This is a genomic window from Paenibacillus sp. FSL W7-1279, assembly GCF_037969845.1.
GTDB lineage: Bacteria > Bacillota > Bacilli > Paenibacillales > Paenibacillaceae > Paenibacillus_AQ.
Genome location: NZ_CP150215.1, coordinates 1,929,186 through 1,953,519, shown reverse-complemented (window position 1 = coordinate 1,953,519; position 24,334 = coordinate 1,929,186). Strand labels below are relative to the sequence as shown.

The following is a 24,334-nucleotide window of genomic DNA, read 5'->3' as shown; positions in this document are numbered from 1 at the left end:
CATTCCTCCTGCGTTTTAAGGTTCAAGGTCTCCGGGCTTAATGGTGGGTACTGGTGGAACCTTTGCTTCTTCAATGAATCTGATGGCATTGTTAATATAGTGGTCACGGACATCTTTATCAGTGGCTGCTAGAGCGAATTTCAATTCATCGATTGCTGTGTTTAGCTTTACTTGGTTATTCATGGGTTACCTCCCCTTGAAAGAACCCAGATGCTTGTTTGTGCCCCCGTTTCGTGAATGGGAATGTTTTCGATTTATCAGGGTAGATGTTAACCCGAATGAACGGTTTCATCCGGCGATTGAAGTTGACGAATATTTCACCATTCCCTATTTGAAATGATCTGGCTCCTGCCTTACGGCTGTACAGGTCGCACATTGACGGGAATTTATGATCGCTCAAGTTATTCATGAGTTGTCTCCTTTACAAATCGTCTTGCAAACCTTAGCTGCTGTTCGATATATGGATCCGTAGACTCTCCGCCCATCGCCAGCCAGTCGCCTATTCGCTTATTAATGTCCTCCAGGACAACCCTAGGCAGCTGATGTGAAATTTTCAGAATTTCGTCCATAGGGTTCGGCTTTGTCATTCTTCATGCTCCGTATCTTCATCTTCATCCGACTTACATCCACTACAAGCTGCGTATGAATGTCTATATTCGTAGCTACCACACTCTGGACACACGACGTAATTCATATCCCATTAACCTCTTTTCTGAAATACAGATTTATTAATATCACCATAACGATCATTCATCTTCTGGATGCTCCGACGTCCATTATCTGCATAGGAGATAAGCGGCGTTGTAGCCGCCTCTTCCTCAGTCCAGCCCCGGCGTACTCTCGCATAGAAGTTCTCCCGGCTTATCCCGTTACTCGCTGCCGTCGCTATGATTTCATCCGAGTATTTGCCTTGAAACGATTTAGCGTAGAGACAAAGCTTCTGACGCGTATATTTATCTGCAACAGGCTCCGTCGCCGCCCGTTCAGGATCCCATCCGTATTCAAGCCGCCTATTGAAAGTCTGCCGCTTAATTCCGTTACTTTCTGCCAAGGCAATCCAGTGTTTACGGACGTTCATCTTACGAGGCGGTTCTGACAAAGCCCTTTCTTTCGGCCATCCTGCCGTTCGAAGCCGCCAATCGAGTAACATGGAGCTTATCCCGTTCTTTTCGGCAATGGCGTATTCTTCAGGGGTAATGTAGAAGTAGTGTCCCATACCGCTTTACACCTCCTGGGTGATGGTACCGGCAAGGCCATATAGACCTCGCCGATCAGCTCACCGTTATCGTCATATATCAAATCCCAAGGGATATCTTGAAAATAAGGATCAAAATCATACATGATTCCATCAATCCTTCTTATAAAAGTCCGTCTCAAATGCTTCGGCACGAAGCGGAAGCCCCGGCGCCCATTCGATCGGCTGCCCCATAATTTCGGTAATCTCGTTTTGAGAGTCCCTGCCATTGTCGTAAGGTTCATCGACAATGACCTCATCGTGGACATGCATCCGGGTCTCAAAGCCTGCAGCGTCCAATCGAAGCATACTGACGGCCAGACAGTCCCGGCTGATCGCCTGCACGATGTTCTCGACCAGCTTTGGGCCGTAAGTGTCAATCTTGCCCCATGTCTTCTTTGTCTGGTCCACGCCGTCATAGATCAATGCCGGCTTATCAAACTTCCCATCAACGACCCGAGGGTTTACGTAGGACAAACGCCGTCCGGACGGCAGCCGGATAAACAGATAGCCGCCTTCGCAGTAAAATGTCAGACCATACTGCAGCTTGATCATTCTTCGCTCTTGGACTGCCGTCATAGCGGCCCTGTCCACGTCCCACCAGAGCTGAGTAATCTTCTTATTAGCTGCACGCCATGTTTTAACGAGTGGCGGCAGCTCATCCGGAGTGAGCCCCATTTTAAGAGCCCCCATCTGCTCCAGAGCGCCAACAGCGCCACCATAACCCAATGCAAGCTCCGCGATCTTTCCTTTTTGGCGTAGGTCCTTGGTGATCTCTTCAAGGGTCAAATGGAACATCTGCGCAGCCGAGGCTTCGTAAATCTTGCCATGAGTCTTGAATACCTCCAACCTCCAGGTCTCTCCCGCCAGCCAAGCTATCACCCGCGCCTCGATCGCTGAGAAGTCTGAAACGATAAAGCGACATCCCGGCGAAGGAATGAAGGCCGTCCGGATCAGCTGAGACAGGACAAATGGCGGAGCACCGAACAACATTTCCAGCATCTCATAATCTCCAGCTAGCAGGAGATCCCTTGCAAGGTCCAAGTCCGGCAGTTTGTTCTGCGGGAGATTCTGCACCTGTACCAGCCTTCCCGCCCATCGCCCCGTCCGGTTTGCTCCGTAGAATTGCAGCAGGCCCCTAACCCGGCCGTCTCGGCAGCGTGCGCGCTGCATGGCTTCGAACTTCTTCACGGATGTTTTGGACAACTGCTGACGGAGCTTCAGCATCGTTTTAACTTTTTGGCTCTTCGCTTCCTTGATCAGCCCCGGTATAGTGTCTTTGGTTAAGCCGTCGATCTGGATCCCTTCCTCTTCCTCCACCCAGGCCTTCAGCTGTGCAACACTGTTGGGGTTATCCAGTCCAGTTAACTCCTTGGCCTCCTTGATCGTTCGCTCCTTAAAAGCGTTGTCGCTCTCAATGGCCCGAGCTGGTAAGTCTGGATGAAGCAGAATCCCGTTGTCGTTGATCTTTTGATCCAAAGCCCAGAGCTTATGTTCAAAATCGGATATCTCGTATTTCTCGATTTTCTTTCGAACGGCCCGTTCTGCCTCGACGTCCTGCCGGTTGTAATCCTTGTACTGCTGCCACTTCTCCGGATCATGGTACGGAAGGTTTCGTGTGCGCCCACCGTTGACCTTGGTTGGCTTGCAGGGCGTTGAAAAGTATTTAATCAGCGCCTTACCGGCACTATCTTTCTGTTCATCCACTTTCAGCACCTTAGCAACTCTTTCTAGATCTCCAGGTAACCCTAAGGTAAGAGCATGAACACTTGAACAGCGCCATTGTTCTGGTAGCATCGGATAACCCAAGTATTTCTCTAATGCCGTGCGTTCGAAATTAGCGTTAAAGGCTGTTTTGATAACATCCATTTTGAGTGCCTTAATTACATCACCAGGTATGGCTTCATAATCCATAAGGTCGATAACGGTCACCGGATCATCATCGAAGGCAAACCCGAAAAGCAGGATTTCAAAGTCAGAGGATTCTACGTATGGGTAAACCCCTGAATCTTTAATGTTCACGCTGCTGTAAGTTTCAAGGTCAATTTGGAGAAGCGTCATGTATAATCACTCCTCGTTACAATCCACGCAACATGTATTACGCATGTCATATTCAGATCCAAATTCATCAACCACAGTGTGAATATCTTCATCAGCTAGGGCTCTTTTTACAGCATGTTTATAACACAACCATTTTCCATATTCAGTCTGGTATTTCACCTGGAAACTCAAGAAATCCCCTCCAAATTGCGATTTTGCGGTTATAAAAAGGGGCCTGTATGCCAAGCCCCTCCACAGAAGTAAATCGATTAGTTCAAGTAATCGTCGTCGCCCATATCTACGATGTCGTCGAAGTCTTCACTAGCAAAATCGTCGTTCAGGCTGCTACGGCCACCCAGGAAGTCACCATCCTGTACTTTAACGATGTTATTGAGGCCGGCTGCAATACCTTTGTTTCCTTTCGTGTCAAATAGATAGAAGTTAATGCTGACTTTGGCATAGCAACCGGAATATACTTCGGTTGTGTCTGTGATCTCTTGAAATTTGGTTTTTCCGCTGCTGTCCTTACCGATCGGCTTCGCGATACCAGGTCTATTTTTGCTTTTAGCATTAAAGAAATAGTGATCTGCATAGGCTTCATCATCCGGTCTCTCTTCATCGCCATCACGGAGAGGGGTATGGAACTTAGGAGGGATCTTCCCGCCATACTTAGCTTTCGCCTGTTCCTTCAAGACATCAACCGCAGCTTTAATCTTTCGTAGGGTGTCTTTATCATCTTTAGGAATCAAAATGGACGAATTGTACCAGAGGACTCCGTTATCATCGGGAGTAGGCTCCCATACATTGGCGTAACTAAGACGTACTTTTCCAGTGATCACCTTTGTTGATTGATTATCGATTGCCATATGTTCATTTCTCCTTTTATTTGAATTAGTTCTTCCGACTGACCAAGCACCGGAAGCCATTCGGTCTATGTGGTAATCAGCTATTTCACCCATGACTACACCTCGAATTCCTCTCCAGCGAAGTCCTGATCCACGCTATTCAGCTCCGGCCGCTTGTCTGTCTCCGGGACCAGTACCGGTTTACCTGGCGGTTTCACAATCAAACCGTCCAGCAAGGAAGCAAGCTCCTTTTTGCCGATCTTCTTCTCCAGATCCCCAATACCAAGCAACTCCTGCGGCTTGAGATACTTATCCGCTTCAAGCTCAGCAGTCTCCATGGCCTTACGAGCGGCAGCCTTATCAGTAATGGTCCGATTGCTCCGCCCTTCCACCAGTTTCCACGATGGGATCCTCGCACCAGCTTTAGCCTGATCGAAAGCGTATTCCTCGACGTCCTTGGCCCACACTTTCAACTGCTCGGCTACAAATAAAATCGAGCCGATTTCGTCCATGGATAAAAGAGCCGGATCTTGAAACTCATACGCCAAGGCCTTCATATTCTCATCAGCCCGAGCACGGCAGTTCCCTTTCACTTTGCACCAACGGCAATGACTACCTGGCAAGAATCCACCTTCCCCAGCGTCTGCCAGTGCAGCTGCAGGCTTAACAACGACCTCCGCCCATTCAATCAGCTCTCCAAGTGGAAGGGTATCGGTACTGACGCTGTCCAATCGCGGCTGAACAATCGTCATACTGACTTCTTTGATCGAATAAAGGTAATTCCAATTCGACCAGGCGCCCAGGCCGTACAACCGGAGCTGTGGGTTACCGATCGCACTGACCGGCACGCCCTTACCATATTTGAGGTCAATGACATCAAGCATCCAGTCCGAGATAATCACAACGTCACCGGTACCGTATCCATCCGGAACCCATTCCGAGAAATCCACACGCTCTTCGAAAAGTATCACCGCATCCTTCGTTCGAGCCTTGGCCGCCATGAAGCGTTCCTCTACAGCATCCACATAGGCAGCCACTGCGTCTTCCATTTCCGGACCGTAATATGAGTTGGTTTTCTTGAATTCTTCCACGGCCTTATCAAGTCGTTTGCGTTCAGCTGCATTACAGGGGGTTAGCCTCCGGCGAAGAATCAGCTCAGAGAGTTCGTGGGCCGCTGTTCCCTCATCGGCGTATTCAGAAATTTTATCTGGAATGTGTTCCTGGAGCCGGGCACTCGGTGGACAGTTAATCCACCGATCCGCGCCCGAAGCTCCGAGCACGGCATGAGCCCTTTCGGCATGTGCTGGCTGCGTCATAGCGCCTCCAATTCAGCCATAAACGCTACGCGACTCTCCTCTGGGACATCCGAGATCGACGCGCTTTCAAACTTGCCCAGCAGCTCCTTGATGGCCGGCTTCTTCTTAGGATCTTTGCCGACTTCCTGCGCTTTGGCCCGGAGCTCAACAACGGTCGGAATCTCCACTTCCTCGGTGTCGCCATCCGTCCCGGTTTCGTCGTCTTGGGAGGCAGTCTTAACCGGCGTTTCCTTCTTCTCTTCTTTCTTTACCTCGTTGGTTTTACGAGTGCGCTGTTTAGGCTCTTCCGTAACGGTAGCAGACGGAGCAGCCGCCCCACCGAACGCAGCGGACAATGTAGCAAATTCCTCTATGGCTTGTGCGGCGTTATCGCCGTTAATCGTAATTTGTACGGGCATGTATAAGTCCTCCTGAGAATTGAATTATTAATTGTTAGCCGGCTGTTGACTATAGTGATCAACGACGGATTTAATGCAGTCAGTACAGATTAACTTGGATTGGAAATCTTTTAACTTCTTAGGCTCTGACTCCCCACAAATGAAGCAGCCGGGAGCATATTTAATGAGAATGATCTTGTCACCCTCAGTGTAAAACTCCATCGGATCTCCCTCCGCGATTCCAAACGTGCGGCGTAGCTCTTTAGGGATCACCACGCGCCCTAGATCATCGATCCTACGAACAATTCCAGTAGCTTTCATTGTGCTCATAGTGCATCACTCCTCCCCATACTTTGATTCAATTTCCGACCAGTTTCGGGCCACTGAGTTCAGGGTTTCGCGGGACTTTTCCTCTCGATCTCTTGCAGCTTGCAGCAAGTCCAGATCACATAGGTCAGTTACTTTATCCCGGATAAGTGTGTCAATGACATCGGGACGGAGTGCATCAAGCTCCCAGCATTCATATCCAAACTCTGTTATGTAGCCGGTCGCACGACTATCAGATAGCTTCGTGGGGTTTGGTGGCGGGCCGTACTCCTCGATCTGGTCGTAGTTAAGGGCGATCCGATCAAATTCCACAGATACACCAAACAGTTCTAAGCGATCACAGATATCTCTACTCATGTCTTTACCGCTCGGGTCATGGTCGCCTAAATGCAAAATGTGAATATATTTGTTACCCGCTATATCTTCTAGCCGCTGAGCTGCTGCCCACATTTCGGATTGGCTCACGTAACCACGACAAGAGAAATATGGAATGTCCAATTCATCACAGACTTGCCCGACGATACCCACCAGCGCGTCCTTTTCGACCCACACCTCTACGTAATTGTCTTGATCTTCCCACTTGTCATAAGCAAACGAACGTGCAGCGGAATAAATAATTGAGCCCGGTGAAGACCAGTGACTATTCTTCTTAAGATTCCTTGTCCGATCCTCGATCGCTTCCCAATCAATTAGCCCTGACATTCGACCATCTGAAATCAAACTACCGAGGTTCTTATAGGACCTTTCATTGTTTGGGATAACGTCTCGGGCAACCAGCTGGTAGTACACCTGACGAAGAGTTAGAGAGTAGCCCATTTCTTGATACTCATGGATAATGGCATTAACTTGTTCGATTAGTTGAAGACTGCTAGGGCGAAAGTTGATTTCCCGGTAACAGATTTTCATTTGCTTCTCCTCTCAACCAGTGATAAACTGGCCTTAACTTAGTGAATTTGTGTGCAGTTTGACGGCTCCTACCCCGTTCAAGCTGCATTTTTCTTTTTAAGCCTTGAAGCCAGGCTGACGTATTGCCGGCGATACACTTCCCGGAGCAACGAAGACTCTGTTGTCTCGATCAGCTCCATAAGGTTTTTACAGCTGCGGATCCGTAACCTCTTGTTCACCTTCCCGTTTCACCTCCCTCCCAGCGATAATAGTTACGGCGCCGATCTTCTCAACCAGACATTTACCCGAACAAACCAGTTCATGGCCGATCTTTGTCACTGGCTGCCCGAAGTAGATTTCCTTGCCACATGCCTCGTTAGCGCAATAATCAATGATTTCTTCAGCAGCCAGGTCTAAAACCTTACTCATTTAAACACCCCCAACTCAAGCATATTGTCATGATTGGTGATCAAGCTTGCTTCGTACTCAAGCAACCATTCTCTTTTGATTTTCCAGTATATCCCCTGTTTGTACGCCTTCAGTTTCCCTTGCTTGATACGATTAATGACAGTGTACTTACTGACATTGAGGTATTTAGCTGCATCAATTACATCAAGCGTAGGTCCTAATTCCACTTTTCGAGAAAGAGGATTTTCGATTGTGTGTGCTTCAAGTCTCATTCGATTTCACCTTTCAGATTTTTTTAGAATCTTTATCTGACTAATTCATCAACAGTTACCCCGAGAGCATTTGCAAGCTTAACAAGCGTTTCGGCGTTTGGGCCTTGTTTTTTCTTCCCCATGTTGTACAATGCGGATACAGCCACGTTACTTTCTTTGGCTAACCGATAAATAGTCCAACCCTTTTCGGCGATCATCTTCTGGATGTTTTCTTCTATTGCTAACCCCATGTATTTCCACCTCCTGAATACATAATATAACTCTAAAGAATTATACTCAAACCTATTTATAACTCAAAAGTGTTATATAATCCACACTTTACTTTTCTTTTCTCCTTTTTCCTTGACGTATCACTCTTTTGTGTTTTATTATATCTCCATAAAGATATAACTCAATTGAGATATAATATATGGAGGTATCGTTGTGGGTATAGCTGAAAAATTACAAGCCCTAATGAACAGTAAGGGTATATCAAAATATCGTTTAGCAAAAGAAACTGGTGTTTCCTATACTGGAATATCTAAGATTCTAAACAACCAAACCAAACACCCACAAATAGATTCTCTTAAATTAATTGCCGATTATTTTGGTAAACCTCTAAATTACTTTACAGATACAGAGGAAGAGAGTAAGACACCTCAGTGGGCTACCGCAAAAGACAAGCGGGATTTTAAGAAGATGCTAGAAGATGATGCACCGATTATGTTTGATGGAGTACCACTAGATGATGAGGATAAAGAAAAGATGTTGAAAGTCATGGAAGCTGTATTTTGGGACGCTAAGAAGAAGAACAAGAGAAAACCCATCGACGAATAGCGGAGGCTTGCAATGAACAACGTCATACTTAAACTAGTCCGAAAATACAAAACAAACGATCCCTTTGAACTTGCAGATCGCTTGAATATTTCGGTACGGTTTCATGACTTAGGCAAGGGCACTCGTGGGCTGTATATTAAGAAATTAAAGAGACGTTATATTATCATCCACAAGGACCTTGACTATCATTGGAGCCGTTTTGTGTGCGCCCACGAACTAGGACACGATAGGCTTCATCCCGGTTTAAACCGTTTTTGGCTTGATGAAAAAACCTTTTTTAACACCGATAAGTTTGAGCGTCAAGCTAATAAGTTTGCCATTCGTCTTTTGACTTCCAGAGAATACATAGAGCGCGGCGAATCAATTGAGGATTTTCTACGAAGAAACAATATACCTCCTGAAATGAATAAATTTTATTAATCTTTGTGCTTTCCAGCCGCAGGGCTGTTTCAATATACCCAATAACCGAACATATGTTCTTATTGTGAAAGGAGGAGTACACAGTGGCTAAGAAAAAGAAAGACGACAGCTTACCTAAAAATGTCCGGGAAAAGGACGGGAAATACACGTACCGTTACCGGGTCCCAACCACAAAAGTTATAAACGGTATGGAGACAAAAACAACCAAGCAAATGGAGTCGCCTCGTTTTGAGACTGTTCAGGAAGCTGTTGATTTTGGCATTCTTATTCAAGCTCGAAAAATCCAAAAAACATTGACATACGAAGCGAACTTGACCGTAAATGCATGGAGCAAAGTATGGTTGAAAGAATACATCATCGAGCGAGAACCGAGAAAAAAGACTATTAAAAGTAGAGAATTTGCTTTAGGCGTAATTCTCGATAACTTCGGCGCCTTCATGCTTCGGGATGTAACTATGAGCGAATACCAGGCTTTTTTGTATAAGCTTAAAGAGGAAGGAAAAAAACGAAATACAATTATCACCATTCACTCTGTTGCCAGTCTTATGTTCAAGCATGCGAAAAGGATCAGATTAATTACTGAGAATCCTACCACTGACGCAGTGATTCCAAAGGAAAAGAAGGCTCCTCGGAAAATAGGAGAAAAAAGACAGGTCCTCCCCAAGTTTTTGGAGAAGAACCAGTTAAAAAAATTCTTAGAAGTAGCCCGTTTTATGCTAACTCCAAATTTATGGGCGTTGTTTCTGGTGTTAGCCTATACCGGGCTTCGTATAAGCGAAGCAGCAGGCTTACAGTGGGAGGATATCGATGCTGAGCGCCGTACCATCGATATTAACAAGCAGCTTGAAGGAGACAACGTCAGAGAATACTCATTCGCTCCGCCCAAGAATGATCAGAGCGAGCGATTGGTAAGTTACGGGGATACCGTTGCCAAAGCCCTTGAAGTTTTAAGAAGCTGGCAACGAACAGAGAAACTATCCGCAAAAGAGTTTAATCCAAATGATAATTTTGTTTTTTGGAGTAGTGAGTTTCCAGGATATCCGATCCCAATCACCACAATACCTAAGATAATGCGTCGCGTACTAAAAGAAGCTGATCTGTTGACCAGCCTCACACCTCATAGTTTAAGACATACACACGTCTCATTGCTGGCATCCAATCCAAAAGTAAGCCTCCCGGAGATCCAAGCAAGAATAGGACATAAAGGCGACTCAAAAACCACAACACTTATTTATCTGCACGTCACCCAAAATCGCCAGCTAACAATTGCAGACGATTTTGAATGGGCCATTAACAATTAAGTGCTGTGGGTAACTTGTGGGTAACGCTTTTCCTTAGTAACTCTCAATCCCTTTGAATACTCGGGATGTCTAATCCCTGTCAAATATAGAACATATAGTTGTCTGCAGCAGACTGTTCCTGATAGTTGATCAGATAATCCAGCGTCGTGGAATCCAGCACTTCAGCAATGCTGTCGCGGATGCGCAGCCACAGATCCCGCTTCGCCGGATCGTCCTCTTCCGTGAAGTCCACAGGGGATATCGGTCCTTCCAGTACGCGGATGACGTCCCCGGCCGTTATGGATGCCGGATCACGGGACAGGATATAGCCTCCGTATGCGCCGCGGATGCTTTTGACCAGCCCCGCATTCCGCAGCGGTGCGATCAGCTGCTCAAGATAATGTTCCGACAGCTGGTTCTTCTCGGCAATGCTCTTCAGCGAAGTCGGCCCTTCACCAAACCTAGCGGCCAGCTCCATCATAATGGTTAATCCGTATCTTCCTTTTGTTGATATCTTCAAAGGTGACACCTCTTTCGGTAATTGTATATTATGTCCATACTGTAATGAGTTGTAGGTGGCGGGTGAGCGATAAATACGGCGTAATCTACGTGTGAACCAGCTTATCCTGTATTTTTCTCCGTATTCCGATCATTACCCTCAGCTTATGGTAACATATCCTGGACCTCAATGGGTAATATTCCAGCTGGAAAGATTGAAAAATGTTCACCCTGAGTGGACAAAATGAAACGTGTGAACCTTGTTCCAATATGTTAAAATACCTCCATGGGCACAATTCAATATGAAAATGGTGATAACGATGTCAAAAGAAAAACATAACACTCGTATCGTTGTCGGCATGTCGGGAGGAGTCGACTCCTCCGTAACAGCGCTCCTGCTCAAACAGCAGGGCTATGAAGTGATCGGCATCTTTATGAAAAACTGGGATGATACCGATGAGCTTGGCTACTGCACAGCTGAAGCGGACGCTGAAGACGTGCGCCGCGTGTGCGAGCAGCTCGACATTCCCTACTATACCGTCAATTTCGAGAAGGAATACTTCGATAAAGTATTTACCTATTTCCTCGATGAATATAAAGCTGGGAGAACGCCGAACCCCGATGTCATGTGCAACCGTGAAATCAAATTCGGCGAATTTCTGAACAAGGCCATGGATCTGGGAGCCGACTATGTCGCTACCGGCCATTACGCCCGCGTCATCGAAGAAGACGGACAGTACCGGCTGCTGCGCGGCGTCGACAGCAACAAGGATCAAACCTACTTCCTCAATGCGCTGAGCCAAGAGCAGCTCTCCAAGGCGATGTTCCCGATCGGGCATCTGCCGAAACCGGAAGTTCGCCGACTCGCCGAAGAAGCCGGACTGTATACAGCCAAGAAAAAAGACAGCACCGGCGTTTGTTTCATCGGCGAACGGAATTTCAAAGAATTTCTTGGACAATACCTCCCCGCCCAATCCGGCGATATGGTGGACATTGTCACCGGTGAGGTGAAAGGCCGCCATGATGGCCTGATGTACTACACGCTGGGACAACGCCAAGGTCTCGGCATTGGCGGCTCAGGCTCCGGAGAGCCTTGGTTTGTTGCCGACAAGGATTTGACTAACAATATTTTGTACGTTGTTCAAGGCGATCATCCGTGTTTGTATTCAACCGGACTCGTTGCCTCCGGAATGAACTGGATTGCAGGACAAGACGCTATGCCCAAAGACGCCTACACCTGCACCGCGAAATTCCGCTACCGTCAGCCGGACCAGGAAGTAACGATAACGCCGCGCGAAGACGGAACCGTTCATGTCGCGTTTGCGAAGCCGCAAAAAGCAATCACGCCGGGCCAAGCCGTTGTCTTCTACCAAGGGGACGAATGCCTTGGCGGCGGAACGATCGAAACGGCGGATAAAGTTCCTTATTAATCCGCTGGCTTAAACGAAAGAGCACACACTTCACACGGAAGATTCCGTAAAGTGTGTGCTTTTTTTTACATGTTAGCGAAGAACATATTCTACCGTTTCTCCGCGTTCCAGGCTGGCGGATACGTCAATGAAACGCTGATTCGAGCTGCCTCGGAAGGGAAGCGAGACATCCCTTAGCTCCAACTGGAATTTGCCATCCACGATAACGTCGCACTGTTTTGCCAATTCGCGCAGCTTCGGCTGCCTCATCAGCGCTTCAAAGGTGAAGCCCGTGTAGGCCCATATGCTTTTCCCGGGACAGAGGGTCCTGAGCTTGCTTACAAACGCCGCGCATTCCTCCGGCGAGAAGAACGGGTCTCCACCGCATAAGGTCACGCCATCCAGCAAAGGGTTGTCGACGATATCCTGCAGTATGGACGCGGACAATTCTTCTGTAAACGGCTCCCCCGCTTCAAAGTCCCAGGAATCCGTATTAAAGCATCCGGCGCAGCCATGACGGCAGCCGCTCACGAATAGAACTGCCCGAAGTCCTGGGCCTTCATTAATGCTCTCGGGGATATATCCGCACACATTCACAGATGCTTCACCCGATCCCTGACCTCAGCCTGCTTGGCCGAATTGAAGCGCTCCGTATAATTGCCCGTTAGGTATCCCGTCACCCTCCGCAGCCGCTGGAAGTTCCCATTGTCTTCTGTAGCGCCGCATCCTGGGCAAGAGCTTCCGATGATCCCTTCGTAGTTGCATGCCGGACAACGGTCGACAGGATGGTTTACGGAGAAATATCCAATGTTCTGCATCAGGGCAAACTGCACGATGTCCCGAAAAGCAGCCGTATTCTGCCGGGCATTGCCGTCGAGCTCCACATATGAAATCGCTCCTGCATTACACAGCTCATGGAAAGGAGCTTCGGAACGGATTTTGCGGTACGCGGCCATCGGATAGTACACCGGAACATGAAACGAGTTCGTATAGTACTCACGGTCTGTCACACCCTCGATCACACCGAAGGTTTGCCGGTCCAGCTTCGTGAATTTTCCGGACAGCCCTTCTGCCGGCGTGGCAAACAACGTAATGTTCAGATTGTATTTTTCACTGACCGCATCGCAGAATTGACGCATATGTCGGATGATTTCGATTCCCAGCCTGCGGCTGTTCTCATCCTCTCCGTGATGCAGTCCGGTCAACGCCTTCAGGCATTCTGCAAGCCCAATGAATCCAAGTGCCAGAGTGCCGTGCTTAATCAGTTCGCGTACCTTGTCCTCCGGGGCCAGGTCTTCGCCGCCTTCCCACACGCCTTCCCGCATCATAAAATCGGACGCTTTGGCCGGTTGGTCCGCCTGCAGCTCGTAGCGGTGAATCAAACCCTCTACCGCAATCGTCATATACTGATCCAGCTGCTCGTAGAAGAGACTCAGGTCGGGCATATCCCGCTTGCCTTCGATGATGCCATGCTCGATGCCGAGACGAACCAGATTGATCGTATTGAAGGACAAGTTGCCTTTTCCGCTTAGGCGGTTTCGCCCGAACCGGTCTGAAATCGTCCGTGTCCTGCAGCCCATGGTGGCAATAATCGTGTCTGGCTCGTCCGGCTTATAGTAGACCAGATTAAACGACGCATCCACGTTGACAAAGTTCGGGTAGAGCCTGCGGCTTGAGCACTCAACGGCTTTCAGGAACAGATCGTAATTGGGCTCCCCTTCCGCCTGGTTAACCCCTTGCTTGCACTGGAAAATATGCTGCGGAAATATCGGCGTCTCTCCCCCGCCGAGTCCTCTCATCGTGGCATCCAATAGAGCATGGGACACCAGCCTTCCTTCCGTTGACGTGCACATGCCATAGTTCAGCGATGTAAAAGGGATCTGTCCACCGGCCCGGCTGCTCATCGTGTTTAAATTATGGATCAGGGATTCCGCGGCCTGTTTTACTTCATTCACCGTTTCGTTATATGCGTAATGATATATTCGCGTATAAGAGTCCTTCAACTGCTTGTTGTCTATGTATAATTCGTTATCGGGAAGAACTTGTACATTGGGTCTATGCTTGCCCTGCTCCGCCTCTCCGAAGTAGGCAAGCCCTTTCCGAAAATGCCGGCGAAACGATTTGCCGACATACGGGGCCAGATCCCAATCGATTTTATTTCCGGACACGCCGCCGAATTGACTGTTCTGCTGAGATTGAAATATGATGGCCACCAGCGCCATCGCGGTCATGATGCTCTGCGGCGGCCTGACCGATCCGTTACCGGTATTGAACCCTTTGGCCAATAGACGGTCAAACGGGATGAAAATACAGTTCGTCGTACCGAGTGCATACTGGTCCAGGTCGTGCACGTACACATAACCATCCCTGACCGCTCTCATGAGCTCTCCGGGCAGGATAAATTTGCTTGCCATCCATTTGGCATACTCAGAGCCGATCCGACTCATTTTTCCACTGAAGGATTCCCCGTTCAGATTCGCATTCTCCCGCAGCAGATCCAGATTCGTTACCCCAATCACATCCCTGCTGATCTTGTAGAGTTCTCCCCGCCGCATCCGCTCCAGATCACGGGCCTCCCTGTAATGTTGATAAGCTGCCGCTGTCGCTGCATAACCTGTGCTTTCCAATTGTTCAACGACGATATCTTGAATTTCCTCCACACTCACCTGCTCCATCCCCGCGGTGACGCGGGCAACCTCCTCGCCAAGCTGCAGGGAAGCCTCCTTGCGGGACACCCCCTCAACAGCTATAAAAGCTTTATCCACTGCCTTCACAATCCGGCTTATCTCAAAATTCACCAGGCATCCGTCTCTCTTCATGACTTTCATGAAACGAATCAACTCCTTCTTCTCAGATCATTTATACACTATATATAGTTTCGTTTAATCAATTTACATCCATATATAGTTTGATGCTGTGAGATAGATCACGTCTGCTGATCCTATGAAGCATATGAGCCAATCCTGATAACGTCCTTAAAGGACATGAATCCCAACAGAAAAAAGGCACTCGAGTGACCATTGATCACATCGGGTACCTTCTTGTTTAACCACAGTAGAATTAACTTTCGGCAGGCGGCAGCGGGGTTGGTGTCGGCTTAGCATAACCTGTGCTGTATTTCTCGTCGATTGCGGTCCGAATATCCGTCAGGCTTTTGCCCTCGCTGCTCATTTTAGCTGATTCCACGGCAATGTCCAGGCATACCCCGCAGCGGGTGCCATGATCATCCCACACCACGGTGCCGTTCTCCTGGATCTCATCAATAAAACAATTCAGGTTGCTCTCATGACCGGCACTGTCCCCACAGCCGCAGTAACAAGGAATGTATTTCAGGACATCACTGACCTGCGCGGACAAGGCATAGATCGTTTGGAGCTCGCTGGTCTGGCTCTTCAAAAAGGCAGGCAGCTCATCAATCGAAGCCGTCGCCTCCTGGATATCCCCGTTGGACAGCTGCGTCTGATGTCCATGCTCATGCGCTGCCTCGGTTGCTTGTCCACTTTCGACCTGTTCCTGGGCGCTTTTCCCCGAACAGCCGCTCAGCATAAGACCGACGGACAGCAGCAGGATGACAAACCGTTGTTTCCCTGTTTTCATCATTCGTTTCCTCCATTTAACTATACTAGCAGCCGTAGATCCCGTTATCGCAGTAAGACCTTATTCTTCGCGTCGTAATCGCTGGTTGTGAGCGATCTTGGCTTCGTTCCCCTGCTCGGTCGCCTGATAGAACACCCGGCGGGAAAGCTCCTTCGGCAAATATTCCTGCTTCACGTAATGACCCGGATAATCATGGGGGTACTTATAGCCGACATGCCCCAGCTTTACCGCCCCCGAATAATGCGCATCACGCAAATGAAGCGGGACCTCCGCCGACTTTACTTCATCCATGGCGGACATCGCCCGTGATATGGCGGTCACAACGCCATCGGATTTTGGACTTTCCACCGCAAACAGGATAGCCTGGGCGATATTAAGCTTGGCTTCCGGCCAGCCGTTATTCCGGTAAGCGTCCAGTGCGCTTACAGCCTGCACCATCGCTTGCGGATTAGCCAGCCCGATATCCTCGCTGCTGGCAGCAATCAAGCGGCGGATGAACACCATCGGGTCCATCCCCAGCTTTTCGACCGCATACAGGAACCAGAACAATGCCGCATCGCTGGAACCCCGAATGCTTTTATGAAAGGCGGACAGCACGTCATACTGCGTGGACTCGTCCGCCTTGACGAGCGGCTTGCGGATCGATTCCTCGGCCACATCCAGCGTAATATGGACCGTGCCGCCTGCATCAGGCGGGGTCGTCATCGCAGCGAGCTCAAGCGCATTCAATGCACGCCGGATGTCGCCGTTCGCCATCGTTGCAATATGCTCCAATGCTTCCTCATCTGCCTGAAGCTCCATGAATCCAAGACCTTTATCCGGATCGGATAGCGCGCGCTGCATCGCGATCAAGGAATGGTTCTTATTCAGCGGCTCAAGCTGGAACAAGGTTGAACGGCTCATCAAGGCCCCATTTACGTAATGAAAGGGGTTCTCCGTCGTCGCGCCGATAAATATAATCGTGCCGTTCTCCACGGCAGGCAGCAGCGCGTCCTGTCTTGAGCTGTTAAAGCGGTGGACCTCATCCAGAAACAGGATCGTTTTGGTGCCGTACAAACTGCGGTTGCTCTGGGCTTGCTCAATGACCTCCCTGACGTCCTTAACCGAGGCCTCCACCGCATTCAGCCGAACGAAGTACCCCTTCGTTTGCTGTGAGATAATATGCGCAAGCGTCGTTTTGCCGCATCCCGGCGGGCCGTACAATAAAATGGAAGAGACCTGGTCTGCCTCTATGGCCCGTCTGAGCAGTTTGCCCGGACCGATAATATGTTCTTGTCCTATATATTCATCCAGCGACGAAGGGCGCATCCGATCGGCCAGCAGCCGGGAATCCCGGTCCCCTTCACGCCCGATACTGAATAAATCCATTGCTACACTTCCTTGTCTGATATCAATGTAACGATAAGCCGGTTTCAATCAAATCCGTCACACTCTATCATACCATATTCAGTTTCGCCATGCCTGTAGCAACCCTATGACATCCATTTTAGTGATTCGGAAATCCATCGATATTCGCGCCCGTTTAACATGGTAACGAACTTTTATCGTTCCGGAGCGTTACATAATATAGAAATTATACAGGGTATCCGAAGTGAGGTAGACGAAATCTCGCTAGACCATCCAAAGCTCGAAGGGAGGTTCTTGAAATGAAACGAAAACCTATGCGAAAAATGACCCTCTTCATCATCTTGGCAGCTGCACTTTTCATCCTCGCCGTTTGGACCTTAATCCGGTATATCGAGAATCTGGGCTCTTCCTACCAAATGCTTGGTTAAGCAAAAAGCAGAACAAAAAAGTCCCGCAGAGAAAGCACATGCAGACATGTGCCACCCCACGGGACATCTTCCTATCTTTCCATTTCACACTGCATTACAACGTTAGTAACACAATCTCACCTTACTCCACGGGCCAGCCGCTGGCAGTAATTTCTGAAGTCTCCGTCCTGATATACGTTGGCAGCGGCTCATTATGCAGCAGCCACAGCTCATGCAGTGCCCGCGTACATCCCACATACATCAGCTTGGCATCCCATGCTTTTTCCGCGTAATGCGCCCGATCTGCATCCGCCACCACCACCGCATCGAACTCAAGCCCCTTGGACAAATAAACAGGAAGCACGGAATAACCGCCCTGATACGTTCCTTTGCTGCCATCGATCAGATTCAGCATCGGCCACGCAGTAATGAATTGCTCATGCAGCTCTTGCGCTTCTCGCAAGGTTCGAGTGAGTATAGCGACCGTCCGATATTCCTTAGCGATGAGTGCCTCCATCGCCCGTTCCAAATCTCTCGTTCGGGATTTCGGCGAATCATAAGGAATCAGGCGAACGGTATCGCCGCTCCGGAATACCGGAACGGCAAGCAGATCACTGCTGACACCCTTCTCCAAAATACCGTTCGCAAATTCGATGATCTCCATCGTGGAGCGATAACTGCGCGTCAAGGCAAAATAGGCTGTTTCCTCTTCCTTAAACAGGGAGCTCATCTCTTCCCACGCATGAACGCCGCGATAGGCATGAATGCCCTGCGACAAATCACCTAATATGGTGAAGGAATGTCCTCTGACGAACAGGTCCAGCACAGCCACCTGAAATGGCGAGAAATCCTGAGCCTCATCAATAACGATATGGTCAAAACGCTGCTCTCCGGTAATATCATTCAATAAACAGTGGAAATACAGCAAGGCAGGCAAATCCTCTTCGCGGACCACGTTTTTCTTCAGATCTTTACGCGTTGCGGCGAGCACCTCGGACGGAATCAGAGCGGATAGCTCTTCAAACCACGATCCGGTTGCCTTAACCGCCCCAAACAATTGTTTATATAATGAGACCGGCTCAAATTTCGGCCATCGGTTCCCATAAGCCTTTTCTCGTTGAGCCGCTTTTTTCTTCCGTTCTTTCATCACGGCCGCTGATGGCGATTTCTTCAGCTCCATCTCGACCCAGCGGTGCAGCCTGGCCAGCAGCCGTTCCTTCCGCTTGGCCAGCGGGTACGGTTTATATTCCTGGTAGAACCATTCCGCGATCGTCTCCTGTTTCAGTACAGCCCCATCCCATGGAGAGAAGTCCCCGTCCGGAAGAGCCTCCGTTTCGATGGACTCCACGCAGCGCCGGATGATCTCCATCAGTCTCAATGAGCCTTTGTAGCGCCCGCTGACATTATCGTCAATATCCGGGGTACCCTGACCTGGCTCTGTCTCGAACCATCGATGAAGCGTCTGTGCATGATCATCCGAAGCGAGCTGAATATCGAGCAGCTCCGCTGCCCAATCGCCAAATGTGCGCTGCTGTATATCGCCGACTCCGAGCTCAGGCAGCACGTCGGATATGTAATCCAGAAACATCAGGTTGGGTGCGAATATGATCATTTTCTCCGCGGTTACCTGCTCCTTGTACTGATAGAGCAAATATGCCAGCCGATGCAGCGCCACCGTCGTTTTTCCGCTTCCCGCCACCCCTTGGATGATAAGTGCGGTATTTTTGGCAGCCCGGATGATTTTGTCCTGCTCGGCCTGAATCGTGGATACGATATCCCGCAGCCGGTTATCCTTGTTCTCCCCGAGACGGTAAACCAAAAACTCATCGGATACGGCAGGTCCGCCGCTTTCCCGATTGTACGTATCCGATACCCGTTCCAAAATTTGCTTTCGGATCACGACGTTGCGTTTTAAATAGACTAGCCCCTCGATGATTCCTTCGGGTGCTTCGAACAAAGCCGGGTCGGTACCGCCGGTAAACGAATAAAAAAGACTCGCGACCGGAGCTCGCCAATCAATCACCATCGGGTGATCCCCGGCATCTTCCTTATCGAAGCCAATCTTCCCGATGTAGAGCGGTTTCTTCGCTCCCGTTCCGCTCTCCTGAAAATCCAGCCTCCCGAAGTAAGGCTCCGGCAAACTTTTGGCGAGGGCCTGCCGTTTCTCTTCCCGTCCTGCTTCGAGCACCTGCTCCGTAAAATCATGGCCCGTGTATACCGGAATGCCGCGCAAACGTTCAAGCTGACGGTCAATTTCAACGATAACCTCGTTTAGTCTTGACTCTTCTTCTTGATAGGCACTTTGAAAAGATTCTGACACTTTCAGTTACCTCCTAAGAAACATATTTTTTTCGCATCGAAGTCTGGCTTTAAGGGCCGTGACACAAAAAGGAGTTTCATTGTAGCACAACTGGCCCGGATATACTAGCAAAGCTCTGTCACAGGAATTTTATTGTTTGGGTTTGTTGTCCTGATCGCTTTCGTCCACGGCAGCAAAAAACGCAGCGTCCTTTGACGCTGCGTCTGGTTAACCACGCTCAACTTTGCCGAAAGGCTGTTCTTACTCCATGCCTTCCGTTTATCTATCGTTTTCTCGAGCCGAGTTTAATTTTGTCCGGATGCCTCGTTACAACGAAACGCCGCCTTTTTCAAGCAGTTCTTTCACCGTTACGCTCACCATAATCAGTCCGGCCACAGGCGGAACGAATGCATTGCTTGCCGGAGGCTGCTTCGCTTTCCGGATTTCAGGAGCATTCTCGGGTACAATCTTCTCCGTAACGTCCTGGCGGGGCTTCATCGGCTCCTCTAGTGAGAAAACAACCTTGACCCCTCTCTTGATGCCGTCTTTGCGCAGCTTGGTGCGTACAATACGGGCAATCGGATCCATGGACGTTTTGGAGATGTCAGCTACCTGGAACTTCGTGGGGTCCATTTTGTTGGCTGCCCCCATGCTGGAGATGATCGGAATACCGCGCCGCAGGCATTCCTTGATCAGATGTACTTTATAAATAATCGTATCCGACGCATCAATCACATAATCCAGATCGAATTTAAACAACTCTTCATACGTCTCTTCGGTGTAGAACATGTTCAGGGCGATCGCTTCACATTCCGGATTGATCAATTTGACACGTTCAACCATCAGGTCTGCTTTCTTCTGACCTACCGTGGTCGTTAAGGCATGGATCTGCCGATTGATGTTGGTGATATCCACCACGTCTTTGTCGATCAGAATGATACGGCCTACCCCGGAACGGGCGAGGGCTTCCACCGCAATGCCCCCCACGCCGCCGATACCCAGCACGGCTACCGTGCTGTTCTTCATCACTTCAAGGCCCTCAGGACCAATGGCTAATTCCGTACGGGAAAATTGGTGCAGCATAATTCAAGCAACCTCCTTTATCAAGAACAACGGACTTATTTCTCGTCGCCCGGCTTCTTGGCGAGTTTGATATGCAGCTGCTCCAGCTGTCCTCCGTCCACCTGGGAAGGAGCGTCCATCAACAGATCCGTTGCGCTTGCCGTTTTCGGGAACGCAATCGTTTCACGCAGGTTCGTGCGTCCGGCAAGCAGCATCACCAAACGGTCCAACCCGAAGGCGATTCCGCCGTGTGGAGGAGTACCGTATTCAAAGGCGTCCATAAGATAACCGAATTTGTCGTGCGCCACTTCCGGTGACATACCAAGAGCCGCAAACATTTTCTCTTGGATCTCGCGTTTGAATATCCGCATGGAACCGCCGCCTACTTCATATCCATTCAGAACGATGTCGTAAGCTTCCGCGCGCACGGCAAGCGGATCCGTATCCATCAATTCCAGATCTTCGTCTTTTGGACGGGTGAACGGATGATGCTCGGCCACATAACGCTTCGCCTCTTCATCATAGCTGAACAGCGGGAAGTCCAGCACCCAAGCAAACTTGTACTCGTTGTCGTTGATCAGGCCAAGCTGACGTCCGATTTTCAAGCGGAGCGCGCCAAGCACGTCGGCAACCACTTTTTTATTGTCTGCGGAGAACAGCAGCAAGTCGCCGTCTTCGGCTCCTGTGCGTTCCCTTACCGCTTCAATTTCCTGCTCGCTGAAGAATTTCACGATCGGCCCCTTGAACTCGCCTTCTTTCACTTGAATCCAAGCAAGACCCTTCGCTCCGTAACGGGCTGCATATGGCCCCAGATCATCAATTTCCTTACGTGTCCAAGTCCCGCAGCCTTTAGCGTTCAAACACTTGACTTCGCCGCCTTTTTCAATGACGGAAGAGAATACTTTGACGCCGCTGCTTGCAACGATATCGTTCATTTCGATCAATTCCATACCGAAGCGGAGATCCGGCTTGTCGGAGCCGTATTTACCCATCGCATCAGCATAACTGATACGCTGGAATGGTGTTGCAAGCTCAACGCCGATGGTTTCCTTGAACAGCTTCACCATCAGCTGCTCCATCATGTTCAGCAGGTCGTCGCGCTCCATGAAGGACGTCTCGATGTCGACCTGGGTAAATTCGGGCTGACGGTCAGCCCGCAAGTCTTCGTCACGGAAGCAGCGTGCAATTTGGTAGTAACGTTCAAGCCCGCTCACCATAAGGAGCTGCTTATAAATTTGTGGAGATTGCGGAAGCGCAAAGAATTCACCTGCGTGTACGCGGCTCGGTACGAGATAGTCGCGTGCGCCTTCCGGGGAGCTCTTGGTCAGAATTGGCGTCTCCACGTCCACGAAGCCCTCGTCATCGAGGAAGTCGCGGAATACTTTCGACGCTTTGGAGCGCAGCATCAGCGTTTTTTGCATCTCTGGACGACGAAGGTCCAGATAGCGATACTTCAAACGAAGCTGCTCATCCACTTCCACGCCGTCTTCGATAAAGAACGGAGGCGTTTTGGCTGCATTCAGCACTTCAATGCTTGTCACTTGAACTTCGATTTCGCCAGTAGGCAAATTCGGGTTGAACGTTTCTGGATCACGCTTTACGACTTTACCGGATACGGCCACTACGAATTCGCTGCGGACCTTATCGGCAACAGCCAAAGCTTCGCCTGAGAAATCCGGGTTAAATACGATTTGCATGATGCCGCTCCGATCGCGAAGATCAATGAACAGCACGCCGCCCAAGTCGCGGCGGGTTTGTACCCAGCCGTTCAGTGTTACAGTTTCTCCAATGTTCGCGGTTGTCAGATGACCGCATTGATGCGTCCTTTTCATCGTTTATCATTCCCCTTTACTATAATTAAGTCGCTTCATACGACGATTAAACCAATTCTTGAACCAGAGCGTCCAATCTAACCGTACGCTGCTCGCCGGTCTCCATCGACTTCAGTGCAATCTCTCCGCGCGCCAGTTCATCTTCACCCAAAATGGCGGTATAACGAGCTTGCAAACGGTCGGCGGACTTCATCTGGGCTTTCATTTTCCGGCCAAGGTAATCACGTTCGGCAGCTACGCCCTTGCTTCGCAGTTCGTAGATCAATTTGGCCACTTCCTGCTCAGCAGCTTCACCCAGCGCCACCAGATAGACATCCAGCGGCTTGGCTGCCGACAGATTAACCCCTTGGTGTTCCAGAATCAATTGGATTCGCTCAAGACCAATCCCGAACCCGATGCCAGGCTGATCCGGTCCGCCGATCTGATCGACCAGTCCGTTGAACCGCCCTCCGCCGCCTACCGTATCAATCGCGCCGATGCCCTGGGCCTTGAATTCAAATGCGGTATGCGTATAATAGTCCAATCCCCGAACCAGTCTTGGATTGATTTCATACTCGATGCCCATCGCATCCAGGTACCCTTTCACTTTCTCAAAGTGCGTGCTGCATTCCTCGTCCAGGCTGTCCAGAATCGAAGGCGCATCATCGAACTTCCCTTGGTCCTTCTTGCAGTCCAACACGCGCAGCGGGTTGCGTTCCATGCGCGACTGGCAATCCGAGCATAGGTTCTCTTTCATCGGTTCCAGGAAAGCTAGCAGCGCACTGCGGTAAGCCGCCCGTACCTCAGGCGTCCCTACAGAGTTAATCTCTGCTTTTACCCCGTTCAGCCCAAGCTCCTTGTAGAAGCTGTATCCCAGCGCAATCACCTCGGCATCGATAGCCGGATCTGCCGTCCCGAACACCTCGACGCCGAACTGATGGAATTGACGGTAACGTCCCGCCTGTGGACGCTCGTAGCGGAACATGGGACCCATGTAATACAGCTTCGTGACGTCAGGCTCTCCATACAGCTTGTTTTGCACATATGCCCGCACGACGCCTGCCGTTCCTTCCGGACGTAGGGTCATGCTGCGATCCCCTTTATCCTTGAACGTATACATTTCCTTCTCTACGATGTCGGTGGTTTCGCCCACCCCGCGTTCGAACAACTCGGTCTGCTCAAAGATCGGTGTGCGAATTTCGCGGTAGTTGTATCTTCGGCACAAATCGCGTGCCTTCTCCTCGATAAACTGCCATTTCTCGACGGCACCTGGCAGGATGTCCTGCGTGCCTGTCGGTTTCTCGAACTTCTCGTTTGCCATCTTCATCCCTCCACGTCCTATGACATCTTCACCCTTGGAACATGTCCATTGCCTTGATCTGGTTCACTTCTTGAAACTAACTTAGAACTAACTATGGAAAAACTCCTGGGGAGTCATTTCGCAATAAGCCGTGAAAACTAAAAAATCTCCCGCCCCGCTGTCCTAAGACAACAGGGACGAGAGATCGTTATATAATCACCCGTGGTACCACCCACATTCCGGCGTTGACACACCTTTAATCAGTGCGTTCAATCATCCGCTTCATCCGTATAACGCCCGGCCGCGCAGTTCGGCTACTGTCTATCCCACCGGTTAACCGGTGCTTGCTTCGCCGTCTGTTCTCGGGGAGGTCATTCGTCCACT

Annotated in this window: 26 protein-coding genes; 5 read left to right on the top strand and 21 right to left on the bottom strand. The window is 49.7% G+C overall.

Annotation, left to right across the window (positions count from 1 at the left end):
- Positions 1-15: 15 nt before the first annotated feature.
- From MKY82_RS08385 to MKY82_RS08330, 12 genes are all read right to left on the bottom strand, one after another.
- Complete coding sequence (locus tag MKY82_RS08385; protein ID WP_339295898.1) at positions 16-183, bottom strand: hypothetical protein; 168 nt, start codon at positions 181-183, stop codon at positions 16-18.
- Between the two features lie 218 nt (positions 184-401).
- Positions 402-587 carry a DUF6877 family protein gene (locus MKY82_RS08380; RefSeq protein WP_339295897.1) on the bottom strand — a complete coding sequence of 62 codons (186 nt, stop codon included), beginning with the start codon at positions 585-587 and terminating at the stop codon, positions 402-404.
- A gap of 113 nt (positions 588-700) precedes the next feature.
- Positions 701-1,216 (bottom strand): hypothetical protein, encoded by a 516-nt coding sequence (locus MKY82_RS08375; protein WP_339295896.1) that lies wholly within the window; start codon positions 1,214-1,216, stop codon positions 701-703.
- Between the two features lie 132 nt (positions 1,217-1,348).
- Positions 1,349-3,295: a DNA polymerase gene (locus tag MKY82_RS08370; protein ID WP_339295895.1), complete on the bottom strand. Its 1,947-nt coding sequence runs from the start codon at positions 3,293-3,295 to the stop codon at positions 1,349-1,351.
- Between the two features lie 248 nt (positions 3,296-3,543).
- Positions 3,544-4,140: a DUF2815 family protein gene (locus MKY82_RS08365; protein ID WP_339295894.1), complete on the bottom strand. Its 597-nt coding sequence runs from the start codon at positions 4,138-4,140 to the stop codon at positions 3,544-3,546.
- Between the two features lie 95 nt (positions 4,141-4,235).
- Positions 4,236-5,435, bottom strand: coding sequence for a DUF2800 domain-containing protein (locus MKY82_RS08360; protein WP_339295893.1), 1,200 nt, complete (start codon positions 5,433-5,435; stop codon positions 4,236-4,238).
- Positions 5,432-5,833 (bottom strand): hypothetical protein, encoded by a 402-nt coding sequence (locus MKY82_RS08355; protein WP_339295892.1) that lies wholly within the window; start codon positions 5,831-5,833, stop codon positions 5,432-5,434. The genes MKY82_RS08360 and MKY82_RS08355 overlap by 4 nt, the downstream gene beginning before the upstream one ends.
- Before the next feature lie 27 nt (positions 5,834-5,860).
- Positions 5,861-6,133, bottom strand: coding sequence for an AbrB/MazE/SpoVT family DNA-binding domain-containing protein (locus tag MKY82_RS08350; protein WP_339296651.1), 273 nt, complete (start codon positions 6,131-6,133; stop codon positions 5,861-5,863).
- 15 nt (positions 6,134-6,148) lie between these two features.
- Positions 6,149-7,045: a hypothetical protein gene (locus tag MKY82_RS08345; protein WP_339295891.1), complete on the bottom strand. Its 897-nt coding sequence runs from the start codon at positions 7,043-7,045 to the stop codon at positions 6,149-6,151.
- Between the two features lie 186 nt (positions 7,046-7,231).
- Entirely contained in the window at positions 7,232-7,453 is a 222-nt protein-coding gene (locus MKY82_RS08340) for a hypothetical protein (RefSeq protein WP_339295890.1), read from the bottom strand.
- Positions 7,450-7,704 (bottom strand): helix-turn-helix domain-containing protein, encoded by a 255-nt coding sequence (locus MKY82_RS08335; RefSeq protein ID WP_339295889.1) that lies wholly within the window; start codon positions 7,702-7,704, stop codon positions 7,450-7,452. Before MKY82_RS08335 ends, MKY82_RS08340 begins: the two co-directional genes overlap by 4 nt.
- 32 nt (positions 7,705-7,736) lie before the next feature.
- Positions 7,737-7,934 carry a helix-turn-helix transcriptional regulator gene (locus tag MKY82_RS08330; protein ID WP_339295888.1) on the bottom strand — a complete coding sequence of 66 codons (198 nt, stop codon included), beginning with the start codon at positions 7,932-7,934 and terminating at the stop codon, positions 7,737-7,739.
- A gap of 193 nt (positions 7,935-8,127) precedes the next feature.
- On the opposite strand from MKY82_RS08330, the gene MKY82_RS08325 reads away from it, so the two are divergent.
- The 3 genes from MKY82_RS08325 to MKY82_RS08315 all read left to right on the top strand — a co-directional run bounded on the left by MKY82_RS08325 (position 8,128) and on the right by MKY82_RS08315 (position 10,241).
- Complete coding sequence (locus MKY82_RS08325; protein ID WP_339295887.1) at positions 8,128-8,520, top strand: helix-turn-helix transcriptional regulator; 393 nt, start codon at positions 8,128-8,130, stop codon at positions 8,518-8,520.
- 12 nt (positions 8,521-8,532) lie between these two features.
- Positions 8,533-8,940, top strand: a complete 408-nt coding sequence (locus tag MKY82_RS08320; protein ID WP_339295886.1) for an ImmA/IrrE family metallo-endopeptidase — start codon at positions 8,533-8,535, stop codon at positions 8,938-8,940.
- Positions 8,941-9,023: 83 nt separating this feature from the next.
- Positions 9,024-10,241, top strand: a complete 1,218-nt coding sequence (locus tag MKY82_RS08315) for a tyrosine-type recombinase/integrase (protein WP_339295885.1) — start codon at positions 9,024-9,026, stop codon at positions 10,239-10,241.
- A 79-nt stretch (positions 10,242-10,320) separates the two neighbouring features.
- Here MKY82_RS08315 and MKY82_RS08310 read toward each other — a convergent pair whose 3' ends face one another.
- Positions 10,321-10,740, bottom strand: coding sequence for an Rrf2 family transcriptional regulator (locus tag MKY82_RS08310; RefSeq protein ID WP_071222772.1), 420 nt, complete (start codon positions 10,738-10,740; stop codon positions 10,321-10,323).
- A gap of 298 nt (positions 10,741-11,038) precedes the next feature.
- Here MKY82_RS08310 and mnmA point away from each other — a divergent pair, with 298 nt between their 5' ends.
- Positions 11,039-12,148, top strand: a complete 1,110-nt coding sequence (gene mnmA / locus MKY82_RS08305) for a tRNA 2-thiouridine(34) synthase MnmA (protein WP_162487654.1) — start codon at positions 11,039-11,041, stop codon at positions 12,146-12,148.
- Positions 12,149-12,220: 72 nt separating this feature from the next.
- On the opposite strand, the gene nrdG is transcribed toward mnmA, so the two are convergent.
- The 4 genes from nrdG to MKY82_RS08285 form a co-directional block, all read right to left on the bottom strand.
- Positions 12,221-12,724 carry an anaerobic ribonucleoside-triphosphate reductase activating protein gene (gene nrdG / locus MKY82_RS08300; RefSeq protein ID WP_220686126.1) on the bottom strand — a complete coding sequence of 168 codons (504 nt, stop codon included), beginning with the start codon at positions 12,722-12,724 and terminating at the stop codon, positions 12,221-12,223.
- Positions 12,721-14,955 carry an anaerobic ribonucleoside triphosphate reductase gene (locus MKY82_RS08295; protein ID WP_339295884.1) on the bottom strand — a complete coding sequence of 745 codons (2,235 nt, stop codon included), beginning with the start codon at positions 14,953-14,955 and terminating at the stop codon, positions 12,721-12,723. Before MKY82_RS08295 ends, nrdG begins: the two co-directional genes overlap by 4 nt.
- A gap of 232 nt (positions 14,956-15,187) precedes the next feature.
- On the bottom strand, positions 15,188-15,727 hold the full coding sequence (locus MKY82_RS08290) for a PCYCGC motif-containing (lipo)protein (RefSeq protein ID WP_339295883.1): 540 nt from the start codon (positions 15,725-15,727) through the stop codon (positions 15,188-15,190).
- A 57-nt stretch (positions 15,728-15,784) separates the two neighbouring features.
- A complete protein-coding gene (locus MKY82_RS08285) occupies positions 15,785-17,092 on the bottom strand; it encodes a replication-associated recombination protein A (RefSeq protein WP_071222769.1) in 1,308 nt (435 codons plus the stop codon).
- 278 nt (positions 17,093-17,370) lie between these two features.
- Here MKY82_RS08285 and MKY82_RS08280 point away from each other — a divergent pair, with 278 nt between their 5' ends.
- Positions 17,371-17,499: a hypothetical protein gene (locus MKY82_RS08280; RefSeq protein ID WP_267907843.1), complete on the top strand. Its 129-nt coding sequence runs from the start codon at positions 17,371-17,373 to the stop codon at positions 17,497-17,499.
- Between the two features lie 121 nt (positions 17,500-17,620).
- On the opposite strand, the gene MKY82_RS08275 is transcribed toward MKY82_RS08280, so the two are convergent.
- The 4 genes from MKY82_RS08275 to hisS form a co-directional block, all read right to left on the bottom strand.
- Entirely contained in the window at positions 17,621-19,798 is a 2,178-nt protein-coding gene (locus tag MKY82_RS08275) for a UvrD-helicase domain-containing protein (RefSeq protein ID WP_339295882.1), read from the bottom strand.
- A 306-nt stretch (positions 19,799-20,104) separates the two neighbouring features.
- A complete protein-coding gene (locus MKY82_RS08270) occupies positions 20,105-20,860 on the bottom strand; it encodes a tRNA threonylcarbamoyladenosine dehydratase (RefSeq protein ID WP_339295881.1) in 756 nt (251 codons plus the stop codon).
- A gap of 35 nt (positions 20,861-20,895) precedes the next feature.
- On the bottom strand, positions 20,896-22,671 hold the full coding sequence (gene aspS, locus MKY82_RS08265; protein ID WP_194541509.1) for an aspartate--tRNA ligase: 1,776 nt from the start codon (positions 22,669-22,671) through the stop codon (positions 20,896-20,898).
- A gap of 46 nt (positions 22,672-22,717) precedes the next feature.
- Positions 22,718-23,971, bottom strand: coding sequence for a histidine--tRNA ligase (gene hisS / locus MKY82_RS08260; protein WP_220686131.1), 1,254 nt, complete (start codon positions 23,969-23,971; stop codon positions 22,718-22,720).
- Positions 23,972-24,334: the final 363 nt, after the last annotated feature.